The organism is Herbidospora yilanensis (genome assembly GCF_001570565.1).
In the GTDB taxonomy this organism is placed as follows: domain Bacteria; phylum Actinomycetota; class Actinomycetes; order Streptosporangiales; family Streptosporangiaceae; genus Herbidospora; species Herbidospora yilanensis.
Window position 1 is genome coordinate 38,208 of record NZ_BBXE01000040.1, and the last position, 18,061, is coordinate 56,268.

The window sequence follows — 18,061 nt, forward strand, 5'->3', positions numbered from 1 at the left end:
GCTCCTTACAGGGGGATGTTGAGGTGCTTGGCGGCCACGTCGACGCTCGCGCCGCCGTGCACGATCTCGACCAGGGCGGCGACCATGCGGTCGGGCCGTTCGGCTTCGACGATGTTGCGGCCGTAGACGACGCCGCTCGCCCCGGCCTGGATGGCGTCGTGGGCCATCTGCAGCGCGTGCAGCTGGGTCGGCTTCATCGGCCCGCCGAGCGCGAGCACCGGGACCAGGCAGCCCTCGACGACCTCGCGGTACTCCTCGGGCGTGCCGGTGTACTGGGCCTTCACGAAGTCGGCGCCCGCCTCGGCCGACACCCGCGCGCCGTGGGCGATGTTGGCCAGCGTGTGGGCCTCCAGCGCCTTGAACCCGACCGGGATCGGCTCGGCCATCACCGGCATGCCCCACCGGTCGGCCTCGGCGCAGAGCTCGCGCAGCTCGCCCATCTTGGTGACCTCGGGGTTGCCCGGGAACACCTTGAGCTCCAGCGCGTCGGCGCCCCAGCGCACGGCCTGCTCGACGCCGTAGCCGGCCGAGGGGATCTCGCTGTCGAGGGCCAGGATGAGGCCGGTGCCGCCGAGCTCGTCGGCCGCCGCGCGGGCCAGGCCGATGGTGGCCAGGATGGCGTCGACGCCGCCGTCGACGATCCGCTTGACCGCCGCGCGGCCCCGCTCCAGGCCGGGGGCGACGCCCTTGGTGATCCCGGCGTCCATGGCGGCGATCACGGCCCGCCCGTCGGGGGCGAACACGTGGTGCATGCGACGACGGGGCCAGTGGGTGCTCATTTCTCTCCTTCGGACACGACCAGCGACTTCAGGCCGAGTTGCTGCTTGGTGGTTTCGAACGCCTCGGCGACCGCGTCGAGCGGGAACCGGTGGCTGATCAGCGGGGCGACGTCGACCTGGCCGAACCGGAGCAGGCGCAGCGCCGTCGCGAAGTCGTCGGGGATGAAGTCGTGGCTGCCGCTGATGGCGACCTGGTCGTAGTGGGGCACGTCCGGGTTGAGGGCGATGGCGCCCTTCGGGTGGGTGCCGGCGAACAGGTTGACCGCGCCGTTCTTCGCCACCAGGCCGAACGCGGCCTCGATGACCGCCGGGATGCCGACCGTGACGATCACGACGTCGGCGCCGCGTCCGTCGGTGAGGTCGAGGACCGCCTCGCGCTGGCCGGCGGCGTCGACGACGTCGTGGGCGCCGAGCTGCTGGGCGACCTTCAGCCGGTCGGCCTTCATGTCGGTGACGATGACCCGGCCGCCCCTGGCCCGCGCCACCTGGGTGTGCAGCAGGCCGATCGGGCCGGCCCCGACGACCAGCACGTTCTCCGTGAGAGGCAGCGGCAGCGCGCGGTGGGCGTTGACGACGCAGGCCAGCGGCTCGGCGAACGACGCCGACTCGAAGCTGACGCCGCCGGGGAGCTTGCTGAGCTGCTCGACCGGCATGACCGTCGCCTCGGCGAACCCGGCGATCGGATATTTGATCAGGTTCTCGCAGAAGTTCGCCGCGCCCTTCCGGCACGGGTGGCACCGGCCGCAGACACCGCGCCAGTCGACCGCGACCCGGTCGCCGACCTTGAGGTCGCCGGTGTCGCCGCTCCCGAGTTCGGTGACGACACCGGCGATCTCGTGGCCGGGCGTCCACGGGTCGCGCTTGGCGGCCGTCGCGGCGGTGTAGCTGCGGATGTCGCTGGGGCAGACGCCCGAGGCGTGAATCCTGATGACGGCCTGGCCCTCGCCCGCCTTCGGGTCGGGCCTTTCTTCTACCCGCAGGTCGTTGTGGCCGTACAGCAGAGCTGATTTCACGCCGACCCCTTTCCCAGCAGCCGGTCAGGCTGCCTGCTTGTCTGGCAGGTTTGAAATGTTGCCTCGTGTTACAGAGCCGAACAAGGCTCCGTTTGTCACGATTTGGTGTTATCGAAAGAGTTCGCGGAGCACGCGGATGGTCCTGAGCTGGTCCTCGGGACCGCCGCCCTCGTGGTTGTTGTACGGCCACACCGTGATGTCCTTCGGGCCCTGGTAGGCGTTGAAGGCGGCGTAGACGGTCGACGGCGGGCAGACGCCGTCCATCAGCGCGACCGAGAACGACCCCCGGCAGGTCGCCCGCGCCGCGAAGGCGGTGGCGTCGAAGTAGGCGAGCGTGGCGAACGCCCGCTCCCACTTCGTGCGGTGGATCGAGCACCAGCGCACGATCTCGGCGTAGGGCTCCCGTTCGGTGACGGCGGTGCCCCTGCGGAAGGCCGACAGGAACGGGACGTGCGGGACCGCGCCCCGCACGTCGTCACGGAGACCGGCCACGACCAGCGACAACGCGCCGCCCTGGGACCTGCCGGTGACGGCCACCTCGGCCACGTCGGGATGCCGCCTGACCGCGTCGACCGCTCTCACGGCGTCGGTGTAGAGGCGGCGGTAGTAGTAGTCGTCCGGATCGAGGATGCCCCGCGTCAGGTATCCCGGCACGGCCGGGCCGGTCGCCGACGGGTCTCCCGTGTCGCCGGCCCGCCACGAGCTGCCCTGACCCCGGGTGTCCATGATGAAGTGGCCGAAACCCGACGACACGTAGGCCAGGGACTCGATCGGGATGCCGCGGCCCGAGCCGTACCCGAGGTATTCGACCGCCGTCGGAACGGGACCCGACCTGTTGCCGGGCAGCAGCAGCCACCCCTTGATGGGGTCGCCGCCGTAGCCGGTGAACGTGACGTCCCAGGTGTCGACCGTGGTCAGACCGGCGTCAAAGGGGTCGAAGGCGACGTCGAGCGGCGGTTGTCCCTTGAGCGTGCGTTCCCAGAAGTCGTCGAAGTCGGCCGGCTCCGGTTCCGGGTAGCGGTATTCGCGGAGTTGGGGGAGCGGGAGGTCGAACTGCGGCACTGTCTCACCCCTTCAGGTTCGGGAACAGCCGGGCGGGGTTGCTCTCGGCGACGGTGGTCAGGTCGGGGCCCAGGACCTCCGCCGCTTCGCCGAGGCAGGCCGCGACCGTCTTGGCGTCGACGAACGGGAAGTCCGAGCCGATGAGGAACCGGTCGGGCCCGGCCAGCTTGAGCGCGGAACCGAGCGCGTACGGGGTGGTGGCGAGGGCGAAGTCGTAGTGGAAGGCCCGCAGCGCCCGGTAGGTGCCACCCTCGCCGACCTGCTCCAGTTCCGGCAGCGGTTCGGCGATGGCGAGGCGTCCGGCCAGGTAGGGGGCGGTTCCGCCGCAGTGGGAGAAGATCCAGGTGATGCCGGGATAGCGGTCGTGGGCGCCGTTCAGGGTCAGGTTGACGATGGCCCGGGTGGTGTCGAAGACGTACTCGATGAGCGAGGGGCGCAGGCCGATCTCGGCGGCCGGGTAGTGGACCGGTAGCTGGGGGTGGACGTGCACCACCGCCCCCCGCCGGTCGAGCTCGGCCAGCACCGGCTCGAAGGCGGGATCGCCCAGATACCGTCCCGCGTAGTTGGTCAGCAGGCCGACGCCGACGAACGCGTCGTGACCGGCCCACCGCTCGATCGTGTGCAGCGCGTCGCCCACCGACGGCAGCGGCACCGCCACGAACGCCCGGAACCTCCCCGGGTGCTCGGCGACCGTCGCGGCCAGGTCGGCGTTGGTGCGTTCGCACAACTCCCGGGCGAGCGCCTGGTCGCCGTCGAAGAAGAACCCGGGCGACCCGGCGGACAACACCGCCAGGTCGATCTCCAGGTCGTCCATCATCGAGAGCGAGGCGCCGACCGACCATTCGGGCAGGCCGATGCCCGGCTGGGCCCCGATCCCGAGACCCCGCAGCACCTCGGCGTAGGCCGGGAAGATCGCGTGGTGGTGGACGTCGACGCGCATGACTAGGAGTCCAGGACCGCGTAGGCCCGGTAGTTGGACGAGCCGGGGCCCGCCGCGCGGTTCTTCATGATCGCGGTCGCCGTGTAGGCGGGCGAGGAGTTCGGCGGCTCGTTGAGGGCCGGGAGCGGGCCGCCCTTGGCCGGCTCCCGCGCTTCGAGCGCGTCCTTGATGGCCGCGCAGAACTCCGGCAGGTCGTTGGGCAGCCGGGAGGTGATCAGGTTGCCGTCGACCACGACCGGTTCGTCCCTGAACAGGGCGCCGGCGTTGACGACGTCGTCCTTGATGGTCGCCACGCAGGTCGCCTGCCGTCCCGACACGATCCCGGCGGTGGCCAGCATCCAGCCCGCGTGGCAGATGGCCGCCACGACGAGGTTGCGGGCGTCGGCGTCCCTGACCAGCTTCACCATGTCGGGGTTGCGCCGCAGGTACTCGGGCGAGAAGCCGCCCGGGATGATCACGGCGTCGACCGAGTCGAGGTCGATGTCCTGCACGGTGAGGTCGGCGCGGGCGGGGTAGCCGATCTTGCTGGCGTACACCTCGTCCGTCGACGGGCCCACCACCCGCACCTGCGCGCCGTCCTCGCGGAAACGCAGGACCGGGTACCAGAGCTCCAGCTCCTGGTAGAGGTTCTCGACCAGCACGACGATCCGTGCCTGTGACAGTTCCACGTTGTCCCTCAGACCTTGATGGAGAAGATGCGGGCGGCGTTGTCGCGGGTGATCGCGTCGATCTGCTCGTCGGTCACGCCCTTGCTCTTCAGGCGCGGGATGAACGAGGTCCACATGTAACCGAGGTCGACGCGCTCGTTGGCGAGCTGCGGGTCCGACTCCGTGACGTCGGAGCGCGGGTTGTAGAACCAGCGGTCGTAGGAGAGCACGAGCTGGCTGGTGAAGCCCTCGTTGATCAGGCCCACGAACGCGTTCGCCATGCGCTCGTCGAGTTCCTCGACGGTGTCGACCCGCCACGGGATGCCGATGTGGTCGAGCTGGAGGTTGGCGCCCCGGTTGAGGATCTCGTGGAGCTGGCCCTCGTCCGGCTCGACGAAGGCGTGCCCGATGATCACCTTCGCCGGGTCGGCGCCTTCCTCTTCGAGGATGTCGAGCTGCTCGATGCCGGGGTTGGTGACGCGGTAGTCCATCGGGTCGGTGTGGGTGTTGATCGCGCAGCCGACGATGCGGGAGGCCCGCCCGGCGGCCCGGATCACCCGGTCTTCGACGTCGTGGATGCGGCGGCCGTTGGGCCCGATCGGGCTCGGCTGCGGCGTGACGCTCTCCTGCCCGGTCGCGATCTTGATGGCGCCCGCCTTGTAGGGCGTCTGCCGCCACGCGAAGACCATGCCCTCGGTCAGGTCCTTCACGAAGAAGTCGGTCAGCTCCTCGACCGTCTGCCGCCGCCAGTAGTAGGGGACGCCCATCCGCTCGGGGAAGAAGCCGGTGATGGCGATGACGTTCATGCCGGTCCGGCGGGCGACCTCGGCCATCAGCTCGGGGTGGCGGCCGACCTCCGGCGGGGTCATGTCGACGAGCGTGCCGAAACCCCAGTCCCTCATGCCGTCGGCCACCTGCTTGGCGATGAAGGCGACGTTGTTCTCGTAGTCGAGCACGGTCCGGTGGTCGAGCTCCGCGCCCGGGTAGCCGTAGAGGAGGTGCTCGTGGGTGAGGAACCGGCCCGACGTCTCGGGTGAGACGTCGCCCAGAACGGTCCTGAAGACTTCCATCGGATTCAGACTCCTCTGCGAATGGTGGCGAAGAACTCGGCGAGGTCGTTGGTGCCGTCGGCGGAGAGGACCCGTTCGGTCTGGTCGCCGATGGCCTGAGCGAGCACCGACGCGCCGTTGCCGACGGAGGCGACCCGCCCGCCGGCCGCGTGCACGGCCGTGACCAGGGCGACCTGCGCGCCGCTCGGCTGGGGGAGGTCCCACGGCGCCACGCCGGGGGCGATGACCACATCGACCGAGGCGGGATCGAGGTCGGCGGCGTCGGCGTCCGGGATGACGGGGTAGCCGAGGATGCTCTCCGCCCCCGCGGCGGCGGCGGCCACGATGTGGACGGTCGCGCCCTCCTCGCGGCCGCGCAGCACCGGATACCAGAAGTCGAGCTCCTGGTAGCCGGGGTAGGCGAGGACCACGACCTTCTGCTGGGCCAGCGACATTCTTCGGACTCCTTAATCGGCGGGATGGGATGAGGCGAAGGAGTCGACGACCTCGGCGCAGGCCCGCAGGGCCGTCAGCGCTGTTTCGTTGTCGACCTGGGGAGCGGCGCCGCTCACCCCGATGGCGCCGATGAGCTCGCCGTCCGACCGCAGCGGGAACCCGCCGGCCAGGATGACGATCCGGCCGGCGAGCGCCGAGGTCAGGCCCCAGTCGGCCGCCCCGGGCTGGGTGACCTCGCCCCACGCGTCGGTGGGCGCGTTGAACGCGGCGGCGGTGAACGCCTTGTCGATCGCGAGGGTGAGCGCGACGTGCGAGGCGCCGTCCATCCGGGCGGCGGCGACGAGGTTGCCGTGGCGGTCGGTGACGGCGATGGCCATCGGCTTCCCGGCGTCGTCGCGGGCGGCCTTGATCAGGCGTTCGGCGAGTTCGAGGGTCACGACGGATTCGGTGCGGATCATCTGTGCGGCCTCAGGAGGTGAGCGGGCGTTCGGGGACGGCGAGTCGGGTGCGGGTCATTTCCGGGGGCCTCACGAGGCGAGGAGGCCGCCGTCGACGACGACGGCCTGGCCGGTCAGGTAGCGGGAGCCGGGGGAGAGGAGGAACTCGATGACGGCGGCGACGTCGTCCGGAACCCCCTGGCCGCCCAGGGGGATGCGCGATTCCAGCGCCGCGACGTTCCCGCCGTCCTTGCCGCCCACGCGCTTCCAGTAGGGGTCGTTGAACGGGGTGTCGATCCAGCCGGGGCAGACGCAGGTGACGCAGACGCCATCGGGGCCCATCGCGACCGCGAGTGACCTGGTCAGCGCGACGAGACCACCCTTGGAGGCGGCGTACGCGAAACTTCCGCCGCCGCCGCGGAAGGCGGCGGTCGAGCCGGTGAGCACCACCCGGCCATGAGCGGACGCCGCCAGGTGGGGGGCCGCGGCCTGGGTCATGAAGAAGGGCGCCCGGAGGTTGAGGGCCATCGTCCGGTCCCATTCGGACGCGGAGAAATTTGCCAATTCGGTCTCGACGAGAAGCCCCGCGCAGAAGACGATGGCATCCAGGCGGCCGTGCGCCCCGACCGCGTCGGCGACCGCCTGGGCGGGTCCGTCGGCCGTGGCCAGGTCGACGTGGCTCGCCGTCCCCGAACCGGGGTGGGCGTCGAGGGCCTTGACGACCTCGGCGGCACCGGCCGCGTCGATGTCGGCCACGTGCACGTCGGCGCCCGCCGCGCGCAGCCGGGCCGCCGTGGCGGCCCCGATGCCGCTCGCGCCACCGGCTATCAGCACAGATGTCACCACAACTCCAACCTGTAGGGCTGCCTGACATCATGAACCTGTGTTTTGAGTTCTGGCAAGGCGTTATGCCCGAAAAACCGGCGAGTTGACACTTTTGGACCCGCGCTCCCACAATCAACATGTCTGACAGCCAGGCACCCTGGACGGTTGTCCAGCCTCACGTGAGGGAGCGGCCCGTTCCATGCACTTTCCTGGGGAGTTCCCAGTGGTCCGCGTGGCCGGACCGCCCGCCGAGCGCGGCAGGCGGTACGGCGCGCTGGCCCGCACCCGGATCCACCGTTCGATCTCCGCCTACCAGCGGGTCTTCGAGCACTACGCCGGATGGGACTGGGCCACCGTGTGCGCCCACGCCGCCCGATATCGCGACGTCGTCGGGGACTTCTCGCCGGCGTCCCTGACCGAGATGCGGGGCATCGCCGAAGGCGCCGGCGTCGACGTGGAGGAGATCCTCGCGCTCAACACCCGCAGCGAGATCATGTTCCACGCCGGCGACCGGGACATGCCCCACGAGTGCACGTCGCTGACGCTGCTCCCCGACCGCTCGGCCACCGGCACCACGCTCATCGCGCAGAACTGGGACTGGCTGCTCCACTCGATGGACACCGCCATGCTCCTGGAGGTCACCCGCGACGACGGCCCCTCGTTCGTCACGCTGGTCGAGGCCGGATTGCTCGCCAAGGTCGGCATGAACGAGGCGGGCGTCGGGTTGTGCACCAACACCCTGGTCAGCGACGGCGACGAAGGCCGGATCGGGGTGCCCTACCACGTGCTGCTGCGCGCGGCCCTCGACAGCGGGTCGGGCCGGGAGGCCGCCGCCACGATCGCCGCCGCCGAGCGCGCCCTGTCGGCCAACTACCTGCTCGCCGACGACACCGGCTTCGCCGCCGACCTCGAAACGGTCCCCCGCCCCGACGGTGTGCGGATTCTCACCCCCGAAGACGGCCAGATCACGCACGCCAACCACTTCCGATCCGCCGACCTGACAGGCGAGGATCTGTACGCGCGCCGCAAGCCCCACACGTTCACGCGGCTGCGCAACGTCACCGAGAGCCTGGGCGAACGGCCCAGCCTGTCGGTCGACGACCTCAAGAAGGTGCTCGCCGACCACCAGGACAGACCGTCGAGCGTCTGCCAGCATCCCGACGAGAATGTGCACGAACGTGAGCGCACCGCGACGATCGCCGGTGTGATCATGGACGTGTCCGGCCGTACGATGCATATCGCCGCGGGGCGGCCCTGCGTGGCACGGTGGGAGACGAGAACCCTGGCCCCGAGATGAAGAAGGACCTACCCGGAATGAAGGTCGTCCCTGTCGAGCAGAAGAGCGCGGCGGAGCACGTGCGCACGCAGCTCATCGAACTGATCGAGTCGCGTCACTTCGCGGTCGACGACCGCCTGCCCTCCGAGGCCGAGCTCGCGGCGTCGTTCGGGGTCAGCCGCTCGGTCATCAGGGAGGCCCTGCACAGCCTGAACGCCCTGGGCCTGACGAAGTCCTACGCCGGGAAGGGCACCTTCGTCGCCGCCACCCGCGTGCAGTCCCACCTGCTCAGCGGGCAGTACCTGCCGTCGCAGCTCAACGAGGTGCGCCGTTACCTGGAGGTCCCGGCGGCCCGGCTGGCGGCCGAACGACGTACTCAGGAGGACCTCGACGGCCTGGCCGAGCTGGTCGCCGCGTTCGAGGACAACGACGACCCGGCCGAGCGCAACAAGATCGACGCCCGGTTCCACATCGCCATCGCCCAGGCCACCGGCAACCCGCTCTTCTCCCGCCTGGTCGAAGACCTGCGCGCGGTCCTCCAGGACCAGGCGCTCGCCGTGTCGGCCTCGCCCGGCCGGGCCGCGCAGGCCCGCGCCGAGCACCGGGCCATCTACGAGGCGATCAAGGAGGGCGACGCCGAGATGGCCGCCCTGGCGATGCGCCGCCACCTCCAGGCGGTCGTCGCGACCTCGGCCGCGCTCACCGACTCCTGAAGTCGGTGTACGTCGACCGGAAGGTCGTCGTGAACAGCCCCGCGTCCCCGAGCGGCCGGCCCACGTCGAGCACGAACGAGACCGGCCGGTCGTGCTCGTCGATCGTCAGCGTGTAGGTGACCAGCGACCGGTCGACGGCGTCGCCGGCGTACTCGACGAGCAGCAGCTTCAGCGCGTCGCCCGTCAGGTTGCCCGGGACGATCCCCCGGTAGACCCGGCCCTCGCGCTCGAACGTCACGTTGCCCTGCACGACGAGCGACCGGATCATGGTGAGCCCCGCCGAGGCCATCAGCAGGATCGGCGGCTCGTTGCTCCCGTCGCCGAACTCCCCGAGCGATTCCCCGGTCTCCACCACCCGCCGGTCCGTGATGGTGTAGCGCCGGGTCTCCTCGCTCCCGTACGTGATGTCGGCGACGAAGTCGTCGTGTGGCAACCCGGGATCGCCCGCGACGGTGACGGCGCCTCGCGACCGGGCGAGGTTGTCGCCCTGTCCCATGCCGCCCTCGCTCGTGAACGAGGCCGTCGGCGTCCTGCGGTACACCTCCGACAGGGCCGCCGCGAGCTCGGCCTGGGTCTCCGGCGGCCGGTCGCCGTGCGGCCAGAACACGACCGCCGCCGCGATCACCGCGAGGCCGGCCAGCACCGCCGCCCCGGCCCGCCACGGGACCGCCCGGCCCGCGACCGGCCGGGTCGCCTCCAACCGGCCCGACTCCAGCGCGTCGAGGTCGTCCTCCTCGTCGTGCCCGAGCAGGCTGAGCAGCACCTCCTTCGAGGTGGGACGCTCGGTGGGCGACTTGGCGAGGCAGCGCCGCACCAGCGGCAGCAACGCGCGCGGCACCCCGGTCAGGTCGGGCTCGGCGTGCAGCACCCGGTAGGCGACGGCCGCGATGTTGTCGCCCTCGAACGGCACCCGCCCGGTCGCCGCGAACACCATGGTCGCGCCCCACGCGAAGACGTCGGCCGCGGCCGTGACCCGCTCCCCGGAATACTGCTCCGGCGCCATGTAGGGCGGGCTGCCGATGGCCCGCCCGGTGGTCTCGCTGTGGCTCAGCCGCGAGATGCCGAAGTCGATGACCCTCGGCCCGTCGGGGGCCAGCAGCACGTTGCCCGGCTTGAAGTCGCGGTGGACCACCCCCGCCCGGTGGATCGCCACCAGCGCCGTGGCGGTCCCGATGGCGATCCGCTGCAACTCGGCCCCCCTGCGGGGCGGCACCCGGTCGAGGGGGGTCCCGGCGACGTACTCGCTGACGATGTAGGGGGGATCGTGGTCGAGCGCCACGTCGATGATGCGCGCGGTGCAGAACCCCGCGACCTGCCGGGTGGAGTTCACCTCCCGGACCGCCGCGTCGTCGGCGCCGTGCCGCAGCACCTTGACCGCGACCGGCTCCCCGTTCCATTCGCCCAGGTAGACGACGCCCTGACCCCCCTCGCCGAGCCGGGAGACCACCATGTAGGGCCCGATCGACCGGGGATCCCCGGCCCGCAACGCCATGTCCACAATCCCATTGGACGCCATCACCCCCTGCCGGGGTTCGGTCATCCGGGGACTACTTCGGCGTGAAGCCCTTGAGGAGGCCGACCACCGCCTCCTCGAACCGCTCCTTGGTCACGCCGAGTCCGGTGAGCACCGGATTCCCGCCCCCCAGCAGGGCGAGCACCATGTGCTCGGTGCCGATGTAGTTGTGCCCGAGCCGCAGGGCCTCCTGGAACGTGAGCTCAAGGAGGCGCTTGTTGTCTTCGCCGAGCTCGGCGTTGACGGGCAGCGCCTCGCCGGTCTCGGGCAGCGCGTTCCGCGCCGCCTCCCGGGCCGCGTCGAGGTCGACCCCGATCGAGACCAGGGCCTTCACGGCGAGGCCGTCGGCGTCGGCGAGCATCGCGACCAGCAGGTGTTCCTGTCCGGCGGTGAAGTGGCCGACGTCCTTGGCGAGCCGCTGGGCCTCGCCGATGGCCGTCTTCGCGCGGGGGGTGAACCGCGAGAACTGCTGCTGGTTTTCCTCCAGCTTGGGCACGAACCGCTTCTGCGCGGCCTGCTTGGTGACGCCCATGCTGCGGCCGATCTCCGTCCAGGAGGCCCCCGACTTGCGGGCCTGGTCGACGAAGTGGCCGATGAGATGGTCGGCGACGTCGCTCATGTGCTCGGCCATGAGCACGGCGCCGGAGAGCTGTTCGAGGACGTTGGGGTTGGCCGCCTTGATCCCGGTGATGAGATCGTCCAGCCGTACGATGGGGTAATCGCTCATGCGTCAACAGTAGGTTGACGCTACGAGAATCGTCAACCCCTTGTTGACGCTTGGAGCGTCTGGGAACGGTCCCAAGTCTCGTCCAATCAGGTCCCAAGGGTTGCTTGACATCGTCGCGGTGATCGCCGATCACAAGGAGATTCCCGTGCGAAAGTCCTTTCGTGCCCTGCCGCTTCTCGTCGGGACGCTGGTGCTCAGCACCGTCGTCCAGCTCGGAACGGTGCCGCAGGCGGCCCTGGCGGCCGCGCCCGCCGAGCCGTCGGCCAGGGCCTACCAGATCGACAACCGGGCCGAGGTGCCCGACCTGGAGATCCATCCCGGACGGCTCGCGTTGTCGGCCGACGGCGCCACCGCCTTACACCTGTCTCCACGAGGAGACGATCCACCGGTCCTGGTGGCCACCGACCTGCGCGACGGCGGAGAGGAGGTCGTCGGCCTCGACCTCGAAGGGCTGCCCGTGCCCCAGGTGATCGACGCCGCGATCAGCGGCGACGGCCGGACGGTCGCCTTCGTGGCCAGTGGGTCCAACGCCGCCGACCTGCGGCTGCCGCCCTCGGCCGACCCCTTCATCGGGGAGGCGATCTTCGTCAGGGACCGGCTCACCGACGCCACCGTATGGGTCCAGCTCCCCGACCTCGGCGTGCCGGTCTCGCACCACAGGCTCCGCGACCTCGCCCTGAGCGCCGACGGCAGGCGGCTGGCCGCCGGCCTCTCGCTGCCGCTGCCGGAGTACGACGACCGCACCTCGCCCGAGGGCGTGCTCCTGGTCACCCTGCCGGCCGACGCCGCGCCGGTGCCGCACGTCGTCCGCCCGGAGGACCTCTCGGACGGCGAAGCCGACCTGAAGGGCTTCGCCCTGTCCGGTGACGGGAAGGTGCTCGCGGTCAACGTGGGTGGCGACGAACGGGCGCTGCTGCGCTTCGACGCCGCCTCCGGCGACCGGCTGCCCGGCGGCCGGGAACTGAGCCAGGCCCAGCACACGGCCTGGGTCCCCAACCTCGACCAGGCCGGACGCCGGACCGCCTTCGGCGGCGTCGGCGCGGGGGTCGTGGTGGCCGACCTCGTCACCGGCCCGTCGGCCGACGTGACGCTGGCGGCCTCGGAGAAGGCCCCGTACGTCTCCGGCGACGCGGCCTTCTCCTCCGACGACCCGCCCACGGCCGCGCTGCTGAGCGCCGACGGCGGCACCGTCGCGTTCCGGCGCGCGGGCGCGATGTGGACCCAACAGGCCCAGGCCGGCCAGGCTCCCGTGCTGGTCAGCGCCGGTCTGGACGGCCGGATCGCCGACCCCCTCCCCGGCGAGATGGTGACCTACCCCGACTACGTGAACGCGTACACGATGAGCGGCGACGCCGCCACCCTGGTCTTCCTGTCCGCGAGCTCCGCGTTCGTGGCGCCCCGGACGGACACGCCGCAGCCCTCGCGCCTCTACCGCGCCGTCCCGGCCGACGCCCCCGCGCCGGTCTGGCCGCAGAACGCCGAGCTGGCCGCCGAACCCGGCACCACCAGCGTCGCGCTCTCGTGGCCGCCCGCCGGCGCCACGGTCGCGACCTACGACGTCAGCGTGGACGGCACGAAGGTCGCCACCGTGACCGCGCCCACGACGCGGGCGACGCCGTCGGGACTCACCCCCGGCTCGACCGTCGAGGTCGCGGTCGTCGCCAGGGACACGGCCGGCCGGGCCTCGGCCCCGCTGACCAGGAGCGTCACCCTGCTGGGCGACGTGCCGCCCGGCGAGGCCCCGCTCTCCGCGGTGGCCGGGCCCGGCGCGATGGTGCGCCTCCAGTGGGAGGCGTCGGACACGGCCGGCCTGACCGGCTACCGGGTGCTCCGCGACGGCGTGAAGCTGGTCGACCTGGCCCCCGGCGCGACCACCCACCACGACACGACGGTCGCCGCCGACACGGAGTACACCTACGCCGTCGCGGTGCTGCGCGGCACCGAGCAGCTCCGGCTGACCAAGGACGCGCGGGTGCGCGTCGACAGGCTGACCGTCGACGAGACGGCCGCCAACCTGCCCAAGGTGGCCGGGTCGGCGGTGCTGGCCCTCGGCCGCGAGGCCACCTTCGCGGTGGTCGGCGCGGCGGGCTTCACCGCCACCGCCGAGCTCGTCGTGCGCACCGCCGACGACCCCGCCAAGCCGGTGACGGTGCCGCTCGCGGAGGAGCGGGCCGGGCGGTACCGGGGCTCGTGGCCGCTGCCCGAAGGCGTGACCGAGATCGTCTCCGGTGTCACGCGGCTCGCCGACGGCGCCGGGCACTCGCTCTCCCAGCCGGTCGCCGGCCTGCCCGCCACGGTCGGCGGGCTGGTCCGGATCGGCGTCACCGTCCCCGGCGGGGAGGCCGACGGCGTCCGCCTCCAGGTGTGGAGCGACACCACCCGGACCGGGTACGTGACCCAGTTGAAGGCGAACGGCACCCTCGCCGTGCCGGTCGCGCCGGCCGCCGATCACCAGATCACCACGCGCCGCTCCGACGGCCTCGACGGCACCCCGCCGAAGACGGTCGCGGTCGCCTCCGGGCAGGCGGTGGACGTGACCGCCGCGCCGCACGCGCCGGCGTCGCTGACCCTGACGCTGCGCCGGGCCGGCGACGTGGCGCTGGCCGACGTCCCGGTGGTGCTCACCACCAGGACGGGGGCCCGGTCGGGCCGTACCGACGGGAACGGGCGGGTGACGTTCGGCGCCCTCGACGCGGCCACCGACGTGACCGCCGAGGTCGGCGTGCCCGCCCAGACGCTCGCGACCCACGGCCTGGCCGCCGTGCCGGACCGGACGGTGACCCTGGTGCCCGGCGCCAACGCGGTCGCGGTGACCGCCGCCGCGCTGCCCAAGGTGACCGTGCGCGGCACGGTCGAGGACGACGACGGCCGCCCGCTCCGGGCGGCGGTGACGTTGCGGCAGACGGTCGCCGGGGTCGGCGTGCCCACGCGTGTCGAGTCGGCCGCCGACGGCACCTGGTCGGCCCAGGTGTTCGCGACGCGCACCGTCGCCACGGCCACCCGTGCGGGGCGGACGACCGCCGAGGTCGCGGCCGGGCCGGACGCCCCCGTGGACCTGGTCTTCCCCGACGTGTCCGGCTACGTCGTGCGGCCGAAGGTCTTCATCGTCTCGATGGACGGCGACCGGACCGAGCAGGAGCTCAACACCGAGACCGCCGGTCCCCTCAGGCCCGAGGTCCTGGCCGGTGGCCGCCGGTTCATCGCCTGGGACGGCGAGGTCCCGGTCGACGTGCCCCCGGGCTCGGCGGTGACCTTCTGCGCCGACGGCTCCTACCGGGGCCTGAGCAAAGCGTGCGCCGAGGCCGTCGCGGGGGAGTCGCCCGACATCCCGCTGACCGTGGAGATCCACGAGACATCCAGGATCACCGCGCGTGTCCTCGAACCGGACGGCACCCCGCGTACCGGCCGGACCTGCTCGCGGATCGAGGGCGAGCACGCCTCGGCGGTCGCCGACTTCGCCGGTCCGGGCCTGGGGGTCTCCGCGCCCGCCGCGGGCACCTACGTGCTCACCGTGGTCGCGTGCCGGGACAAGCTCAGCGGTTCGGTCCAGCGGCTCGTGACGGTCAAGGCGGGCGAGCAGCTCGACCTGGGCGACCTTCGGCTCGCCCCGATGTCGACCCTCGTCCGGGGTGAGCGCAGCGGTTTCGACGCCGTCACCGACGCCGTGCTGCCCGGCGAGCTGGCCCACCTGCGCGCCGACGTCGAGTTCCAGAACACCACGCGGAGCGGCGACGCCCGGCTGACGCTTCCGCCGGGTGTCACGGTGCCCGACGACGCGGTGCTGCGGGACGGGAAGCCGGTGGCGTTCACCCGCGAGGAGAACGCCGTGGTGATCCCGTTCCCGGCCGCGCCGGCCCGCACGATCGACGTGTACGTCCGCACTCCGGCGACCGCCGGGGGAGAGTCGCCGTTCTCCCTGTCGGTGTCCTCCGGCGAGCTCACCGAGGTCGTGGGATCGGCCGGGGTCCGGGTGGGCACGGTCACGCTGCGGGCGCCGTCGGCGAGCCAGACCGGGCGGTTGACCGCTTCTGGGCTGGCGCCCGCCGGTGCGCGCGTCGTCGTGCGCGACGGCGACACGGTGGTCGCGGAGGCCGACGCCGGCGACGGCGGCCGGTGGCACGCCATCGTGGACCTCGGCGCGGGTGACGAGGCCGTCCGGCACGTCCTGCGCGCCTCCGCCGCCGTCGGCTCGGCGGTGCTGACCGCCGACCCGGTGACCGTGGTCGTCGACCCGTACGCCGGCGTGCTGGAGAAGGTGACCATGTCCCAGACGGGCATGACCAAGACCTTCCGCCCGGCCGACGGCGTCGCGCGGTTCCCCTGGGTGTGGAACCCGTCCCTGGCCGTCACCGTCCGGGCGGAGTTCAGCGGCCCGGTCGCCCACCCCCGGGCCCGGCTCGGCACACTCGACCTCCCCCTGACGCCCGTGGAGGGCCGGGAGAACGTCTACACCCTGACCACCAAGACCAAGGCGCACGAGGTCGGCGACCTGACGATCAGCTACGCGGCGGAGCAGGACCGGCCCCTGTTGCCGATCCCCCCGGCGCCCGGCCCGGACGACGGCCTCTTCGATCCGCGGGCGGCGGTGCTCGGCGACCCGGTGACCGACGGCGACGCCGTCAGCCAGGAGTTCACCGTGCCCGTGCCGAAAATGGGCCCGGCCGCGCAGGGGCGCGTCAAGCTGATCGTCGAGCCGCTGCCCGACTACGAGCCCGGCCCGGCCGCCGTCACCGCGGCCCGCGCCTCCGGCGTGCCCGTCTACGAGCCCGTCCTGTCGGGGAGCGACCCCCTGACGATCGCCACGACCGGCCGTTACACCAGCGAGGCGGCGGCGATCGTCGACATCGGCGTGCTGGCGAGCCAGTCGCCGGGTTCGCCGCTGGTCAGGTCGCTGAACGCCGCCGGGTTCGTCAGCGGACCGGCACGCGTCGTCTTCCAGACGGCCTTCTGGAACATCACCAACATCGACGCCGTCAACTCGGCGGAGAGCAGCGACGAGAAGTACACCGAGCTCAACAAGATGATGGACATGGCCAACCGGTGCAGGGACGGGTCGCAGGGCGCCGTCTACCGCCACCACCTGCAGCAGTTGATGCGGCGGGCCGTCATGCTCGACGTCTACACCGGGGTGTCGGCCGTGGTCGGCCTGGCGCTCGCCCCGGCGACCTTCGGCCTGGGCACCGTCGCGATCTGGGCGGTGAGCTGGGGCATCGGCAAGGGACTGGAGATCCCGCTCAACAACGACATCGAGGCGCTCCGCCGCGAGATGAACAGCGACGAGGAATGCCGGTGGTCCGAGCGGGACGCCTCCTACCGTGACCCGCACGCCCCCCAGCCGGACGCCGACATCGACTACCGCTTCGACCCGTCCGGTCACCTCTACGAGGGTCTGGACGCCCGCCGCGTCGAAGGGGTCACCGCGACGCTGCTGCGCGCCCCCGCCCCGGAAGGGCCGTGGCGGCCGTGGGACGCGGCGGTCTACGGCGATCAGAACCCGCAGGTCACCGACGCCGACGGCCGCTACGGCTGGGACGTGCCCGAAGGCTGGTGGAAGGTCGTCTACACCAAGGACGGCTACCTGCCGGCCGAGTCGCGGGTGCTGAAGGTGCTGCCCCCGCACACCGACGTCGACGTCAACCTGTTCCGCGCGGAACCGGCCGAGGTCGAGAGGATCGAGGCCGACGACACCGGTCTCACGGTCACCATGAGCCAGCCGACCAGGGTGGCCCAGGCGCTCTCCGGCGCGCTCACGGTCACCACTCCCGACGGCGCGGCCGTCGGCGGCCAGTGGACGGCCGTGTCCCCGCAGCTCCCGCCGGCCGGTCACCCCCACCCGGCCGAGAAGCTGGCCATGGCGTTCCGGTTCACCGGCGAGAAGCGCTCCGGCGAGGTGCAGGTCGTGGTCGACCCGCTGCTCCAGGACCACGGCGGCCGGGCCGTTGCCGACGGCGTGGAGAAGACGCTCACGGTCCGGTGGACCGGCCCCGACTCGGCCGGACCGCAGGTCGGCGTGACCGGCGTGACCGACGGCGCGATCTACCGGCTGCGCGGCGCGCCCACCGCCGGCTGCGTCACCGTCGACCGGGGCTCCGGCGTGGCCGTCGAGGCCACGCTGACGCTCACCGGCGGAACAGCCGCCGGGGTCGGCGTCTACACCGCCACGTGCGCCGGGGCCAAGGACAAGGAGGGCAACGTCACCCCGCCGGTGTCGGCGACCTACTCGGTGGTGTACGTCTTCACGGGCTTCGCCGCGCCGGTGCGCAACGACGGCGTCGTCAACGTGGCCAAGGCCGGCCAGGGCATCCAGGTCAAGTGGCGGCTGACCGACGCGACCGGCGCCCCGGTCAACGGCCTCACCACGGCGGCCCTGACGGTCAGCCCCTTCGACTGCCGGACGGGCCTGCCCACCGGCCAGGAGCGGGTGCCCGCCGAGGGCGCCTCGGTGCTCCAGGTCCTCGGGTACGGCAGCTACCAGGTGGTCTGGCGCACCCCGCCGTCCTACCTCGACAAGTGCCTGACGCTCCACGTCGACACCGGGGAGGGCGCGGCGGCCTCGCACACCGCGTTGTTCCGCTTCACCCGCAACGAGTCCCTCTGATCACCGGTGCCGCGCCCGCCTTCCGG

At 72.2% G+C, this 18,061-nt stretch carries 14 protein-coding genes; 3 read left to right on the forward strand and 11 right to left on the reverse strand.

Going from position 1 to position 18,061, the window contains the following annotated elements:
• Window positions 1-5 precede the first annotated feature (5 nt).
• The 9 genes from AW273_RS30555 to AW273_RS30595 all read right to left on the reverse strand — a co-directional run bounded on the left by AW273_RS30555 (window position 6) and on the right by AW273_RS30595 (window position 7,226).
• Complete coding sequence (locus tag AW273_RS30555) at window positions 6-779, reverse strand: class I fructose-bisphosphate aldolase (protein ID WP_063910159.1); 774 nt, start codon at window positions 777-779, stop codon at window positions 6-8.
• On the reverse strand, window positions 776-1,792 hold the full coding sequence (locus tag AW273_RS30560) for an alcohol dehydrogenase catalytic domain-containing protein (RefSeq protein ID WP_062355750.1): 1,017 nt from the start codon (window positions 1,790-1,792) through the stop codon (window positions 776-778). Before AW273_RS30560 ends, AW273_RS30555 begins: the two co-directional genes overlap by 4 nt.
• Window positions 1,793-1,900: 108 nt before the next feature.
• Window positions 1,901-2,854 (reverse strand): acetylxylan esterase, encoded by a 954-nt coding sequence (locus AW273_RS30565; RefSeq protein WP_062355753.1) that lies wholly within the window; start codon window positions 2,852-2,854, stop codon window positions 1,901-1,903.
• 4 nt (window positions 2,855-2,858) lie between these two features.
• Window positions 2,859-3,794: an amidohydrolase family protein gene (locus AW273_RS30570; protein WP_062355756.1), complete on the reverse strand. Its 936-nt coding sequence runs from the start codon at window positions 3,792-3,794 to the stop codon at window positions 2,859-2,861.
• 2 nt (window positions 3,795-3,796) lie between these two features.
• The gene (locus AW273_RS30575; RefSeq protein WP_157556342.1) at window positions 3,797-4,462 is read right to left on the reverse strand and encodes a type 1 glutamine amidotransferase domain-containing protein; all 666 of its coding nucleotides are present in this window, start codon (window positions 4,460-4,462) and stop codon (window positions 3,797-3,799) included.
• Between the two features lie 8 nt (window positions 4,463-4,470).
• Complete coding sequence (locus tag AW273_RS30580) at window positions 4,471-5,511, reverse strand: phosphotriesterase family protein (RefSeq protein WP_062355759.1); 1,041 nt, start codon at window positions 5,509-5,511, stop codon at window positions 4,471-4,473.
• Between the two features lie 5 nt (window positions 5,512-5,516).
• Window positions 5,517-5,945, reverse strand: a complete 429-nt coding sequence (locus AW273_RS30585; RefSeq protein WP_062355761.1) for a DJ-1/PfpI family protein — start codon at window positions 5,943-5,945, stop codon at window positions 5,517-5,519.
• A 12-nt stretch (window positions 5,946-5,957) separates the two neighbouring features.
• Window positions 5,958-6,404 carry a GlcG/HbpS family heme-binding protein gene (locus AW273_RS30590; protein ID WP_062355764.1) on the reverse strand — a complete coding sequence of 149 codons (447 nt, stop codon included), beginning with the start codon at window positions 6,402-6,404 and terminating at the stop codon, window positions 5,958-5,960.
• Window positions 6,405-6,473: 69 nt separating this feature from the next.
• A complete protein-coding gene (locus AW273_RS30595) occupies window positions 6,474-7,226 on the reverse strand; it encodes an SDR family NAD(P)-dependent oxidoreductase (RefSeq protein ID WP_063910164.1) in 753 nt (250 codons plus the stop codon).
• Between the two features lie 181 nt (window positions 7,227-7,407).
• On the opposite strand from AW273_RS30595, the gene AW273_RS30600 reads away from it, so the two are divergent.
• Complete coding sequence (locus AW273_RS30600; RefSeq protein ID WP_063910160.1) at window positions 7,408-8,505, forward strand: C45 family autoproteolytic acyltransferase/hydrolase; 1,098 nt, start codon at window positions 7,408-7,410, stop codon at window positions 8,503-8,505.
• Window positions 8,506-8,522: 17 nt separating this feature from the next.
• Entirely contained in the window at window positions 8,523-9,197 is a 675-nt protein-coding gene (locus AW273_RS30605; protein WP_062355773.1) for a FadR/GntR family transcriptional regulator, read from the forward strand.
• Here AW273_RS30605 and AW273_RS30610 read toward each other — a convergent pair.
• Both AW273_RS30610 and AW273_RS30615 read right to left on the reverse strand, forming a co-directional pair.
• Window positions 9,184-10,737: a serine/threonine-protein kinase gene (locus AW273_RS30610; RefSeq protein ID WP_083950170.1), complete on the reverse strand. Its 1,554-nt coding sequence runs from the start codon at window positions 10,735-10,737 to the stop codon at window positions 9,184-9,186. The two genes, AW273_RS30605 and AW273_RS30610, sit on opposite strands and share 14 nt — an antisense overlap.
• 7 nt (window positions 10,738-10,744) lie before the next feature.
• Window positions 10,745-11,437 carry a Clp protease N-terminal domain-containing protein gene (locus AW273_RS30615; protein ID WP_062355779.1) on the reverse strand — a complete coding sequence of 231 codons (693 nt, stop codon included), beginning with the start codon at window positions 11,435-11,437 and terminating at the stop codon, window positions 10,745-10,747.
• 145 nt (window positions 11,438-11,582) lie between these two features.
• Here AW273_RS30615 and AW273_RS30620 point away from each other — a divergent pair, with 145 nt between their 5' ends.
• Window positions 11,583-18,035 (forward strand): PxKF domain-containing protein, encoded by a 6,453-nt coding sequence (locus AW273_RS30620; protein ID WP_157556344.1) that lies wholly within the window; start codon window positions 11,583-11,585, stop codon window positions 18,033-18,035.
• Window positions 18,036-18,061: the final 26 nt, after the last annotated feature.

What these genes read in the sequence shown, in the direction of transcription:
- AW273_RS30605 (WP_062355773.1), top strand. Translation starts at nt 8,523, where the DNA reads ATGAAGGTCGTCCCTGTCGAGCAGAAGAGCGCGGCGGAGCACGTGCGC.
- AW273_RS30555 (WP_063910159.1), bottom strand. Translation starts at nt 779, where the DNA reads ATGAGCACCCACTGGCCCCGTCGTCGCATGCACCACGTGTTCGCCCCC.
- AW273_RS30610 (WP_083950170.1), bottom strand. Translation starts at nt 10,737, where the DNA reads ATGACCGAACCCCGGCAGGGGGTGATGGCGTCCAATGGGATTGTGGAC.
- AW273_RS30600 (WP_063910160.1), top strand. Translation starts at nt 7,408, where the DNA reads ATGCACTTTCCTGGGGAGTTCCCAGTGGTCCGCGTGGCCGGACCGCCC.
- AW273_RS30570 (WP_062355756.1), bottom strand. Translation starts at nt 3,794, where the DNA reads ATGCGCGTCGACGTCCACCACCACGCGATCTTCCCGGCCTACGCCGAG.
- AW273_RS30585 (WP_062355761.1), bottom strand. Translation starts at nt 5,945, where the DNA reads ATGTCGCTGGCCCAGCAGAAGGTCGTGGTCCTCGCCTACCCCGGCTAC.
- AW273_RS30580 (WP_062355759.1), bottom strand. Translation starts at nt 5,511, where the DNA reads ATGGAAGTCTTCAGGACCGTTCTGGGCGACGTCTCACCCGAGACGTCG.
- AW273_RS30615 (WP_062355779.1), bottom strand. Translation starts at nt 11,437, where the DNA reads ATGAGCGATTACCCCATCGTACGGCTGGACGATCTCATCACCGGGATC.
- AW273_RS30590 (WP_062355764.1), bottom strand. Translation starts at nt 6,404, where the DNA reads ATGATCCGCACCGAATCCGTCGTGACCCTCGAACTCGCCGAACGCCTG.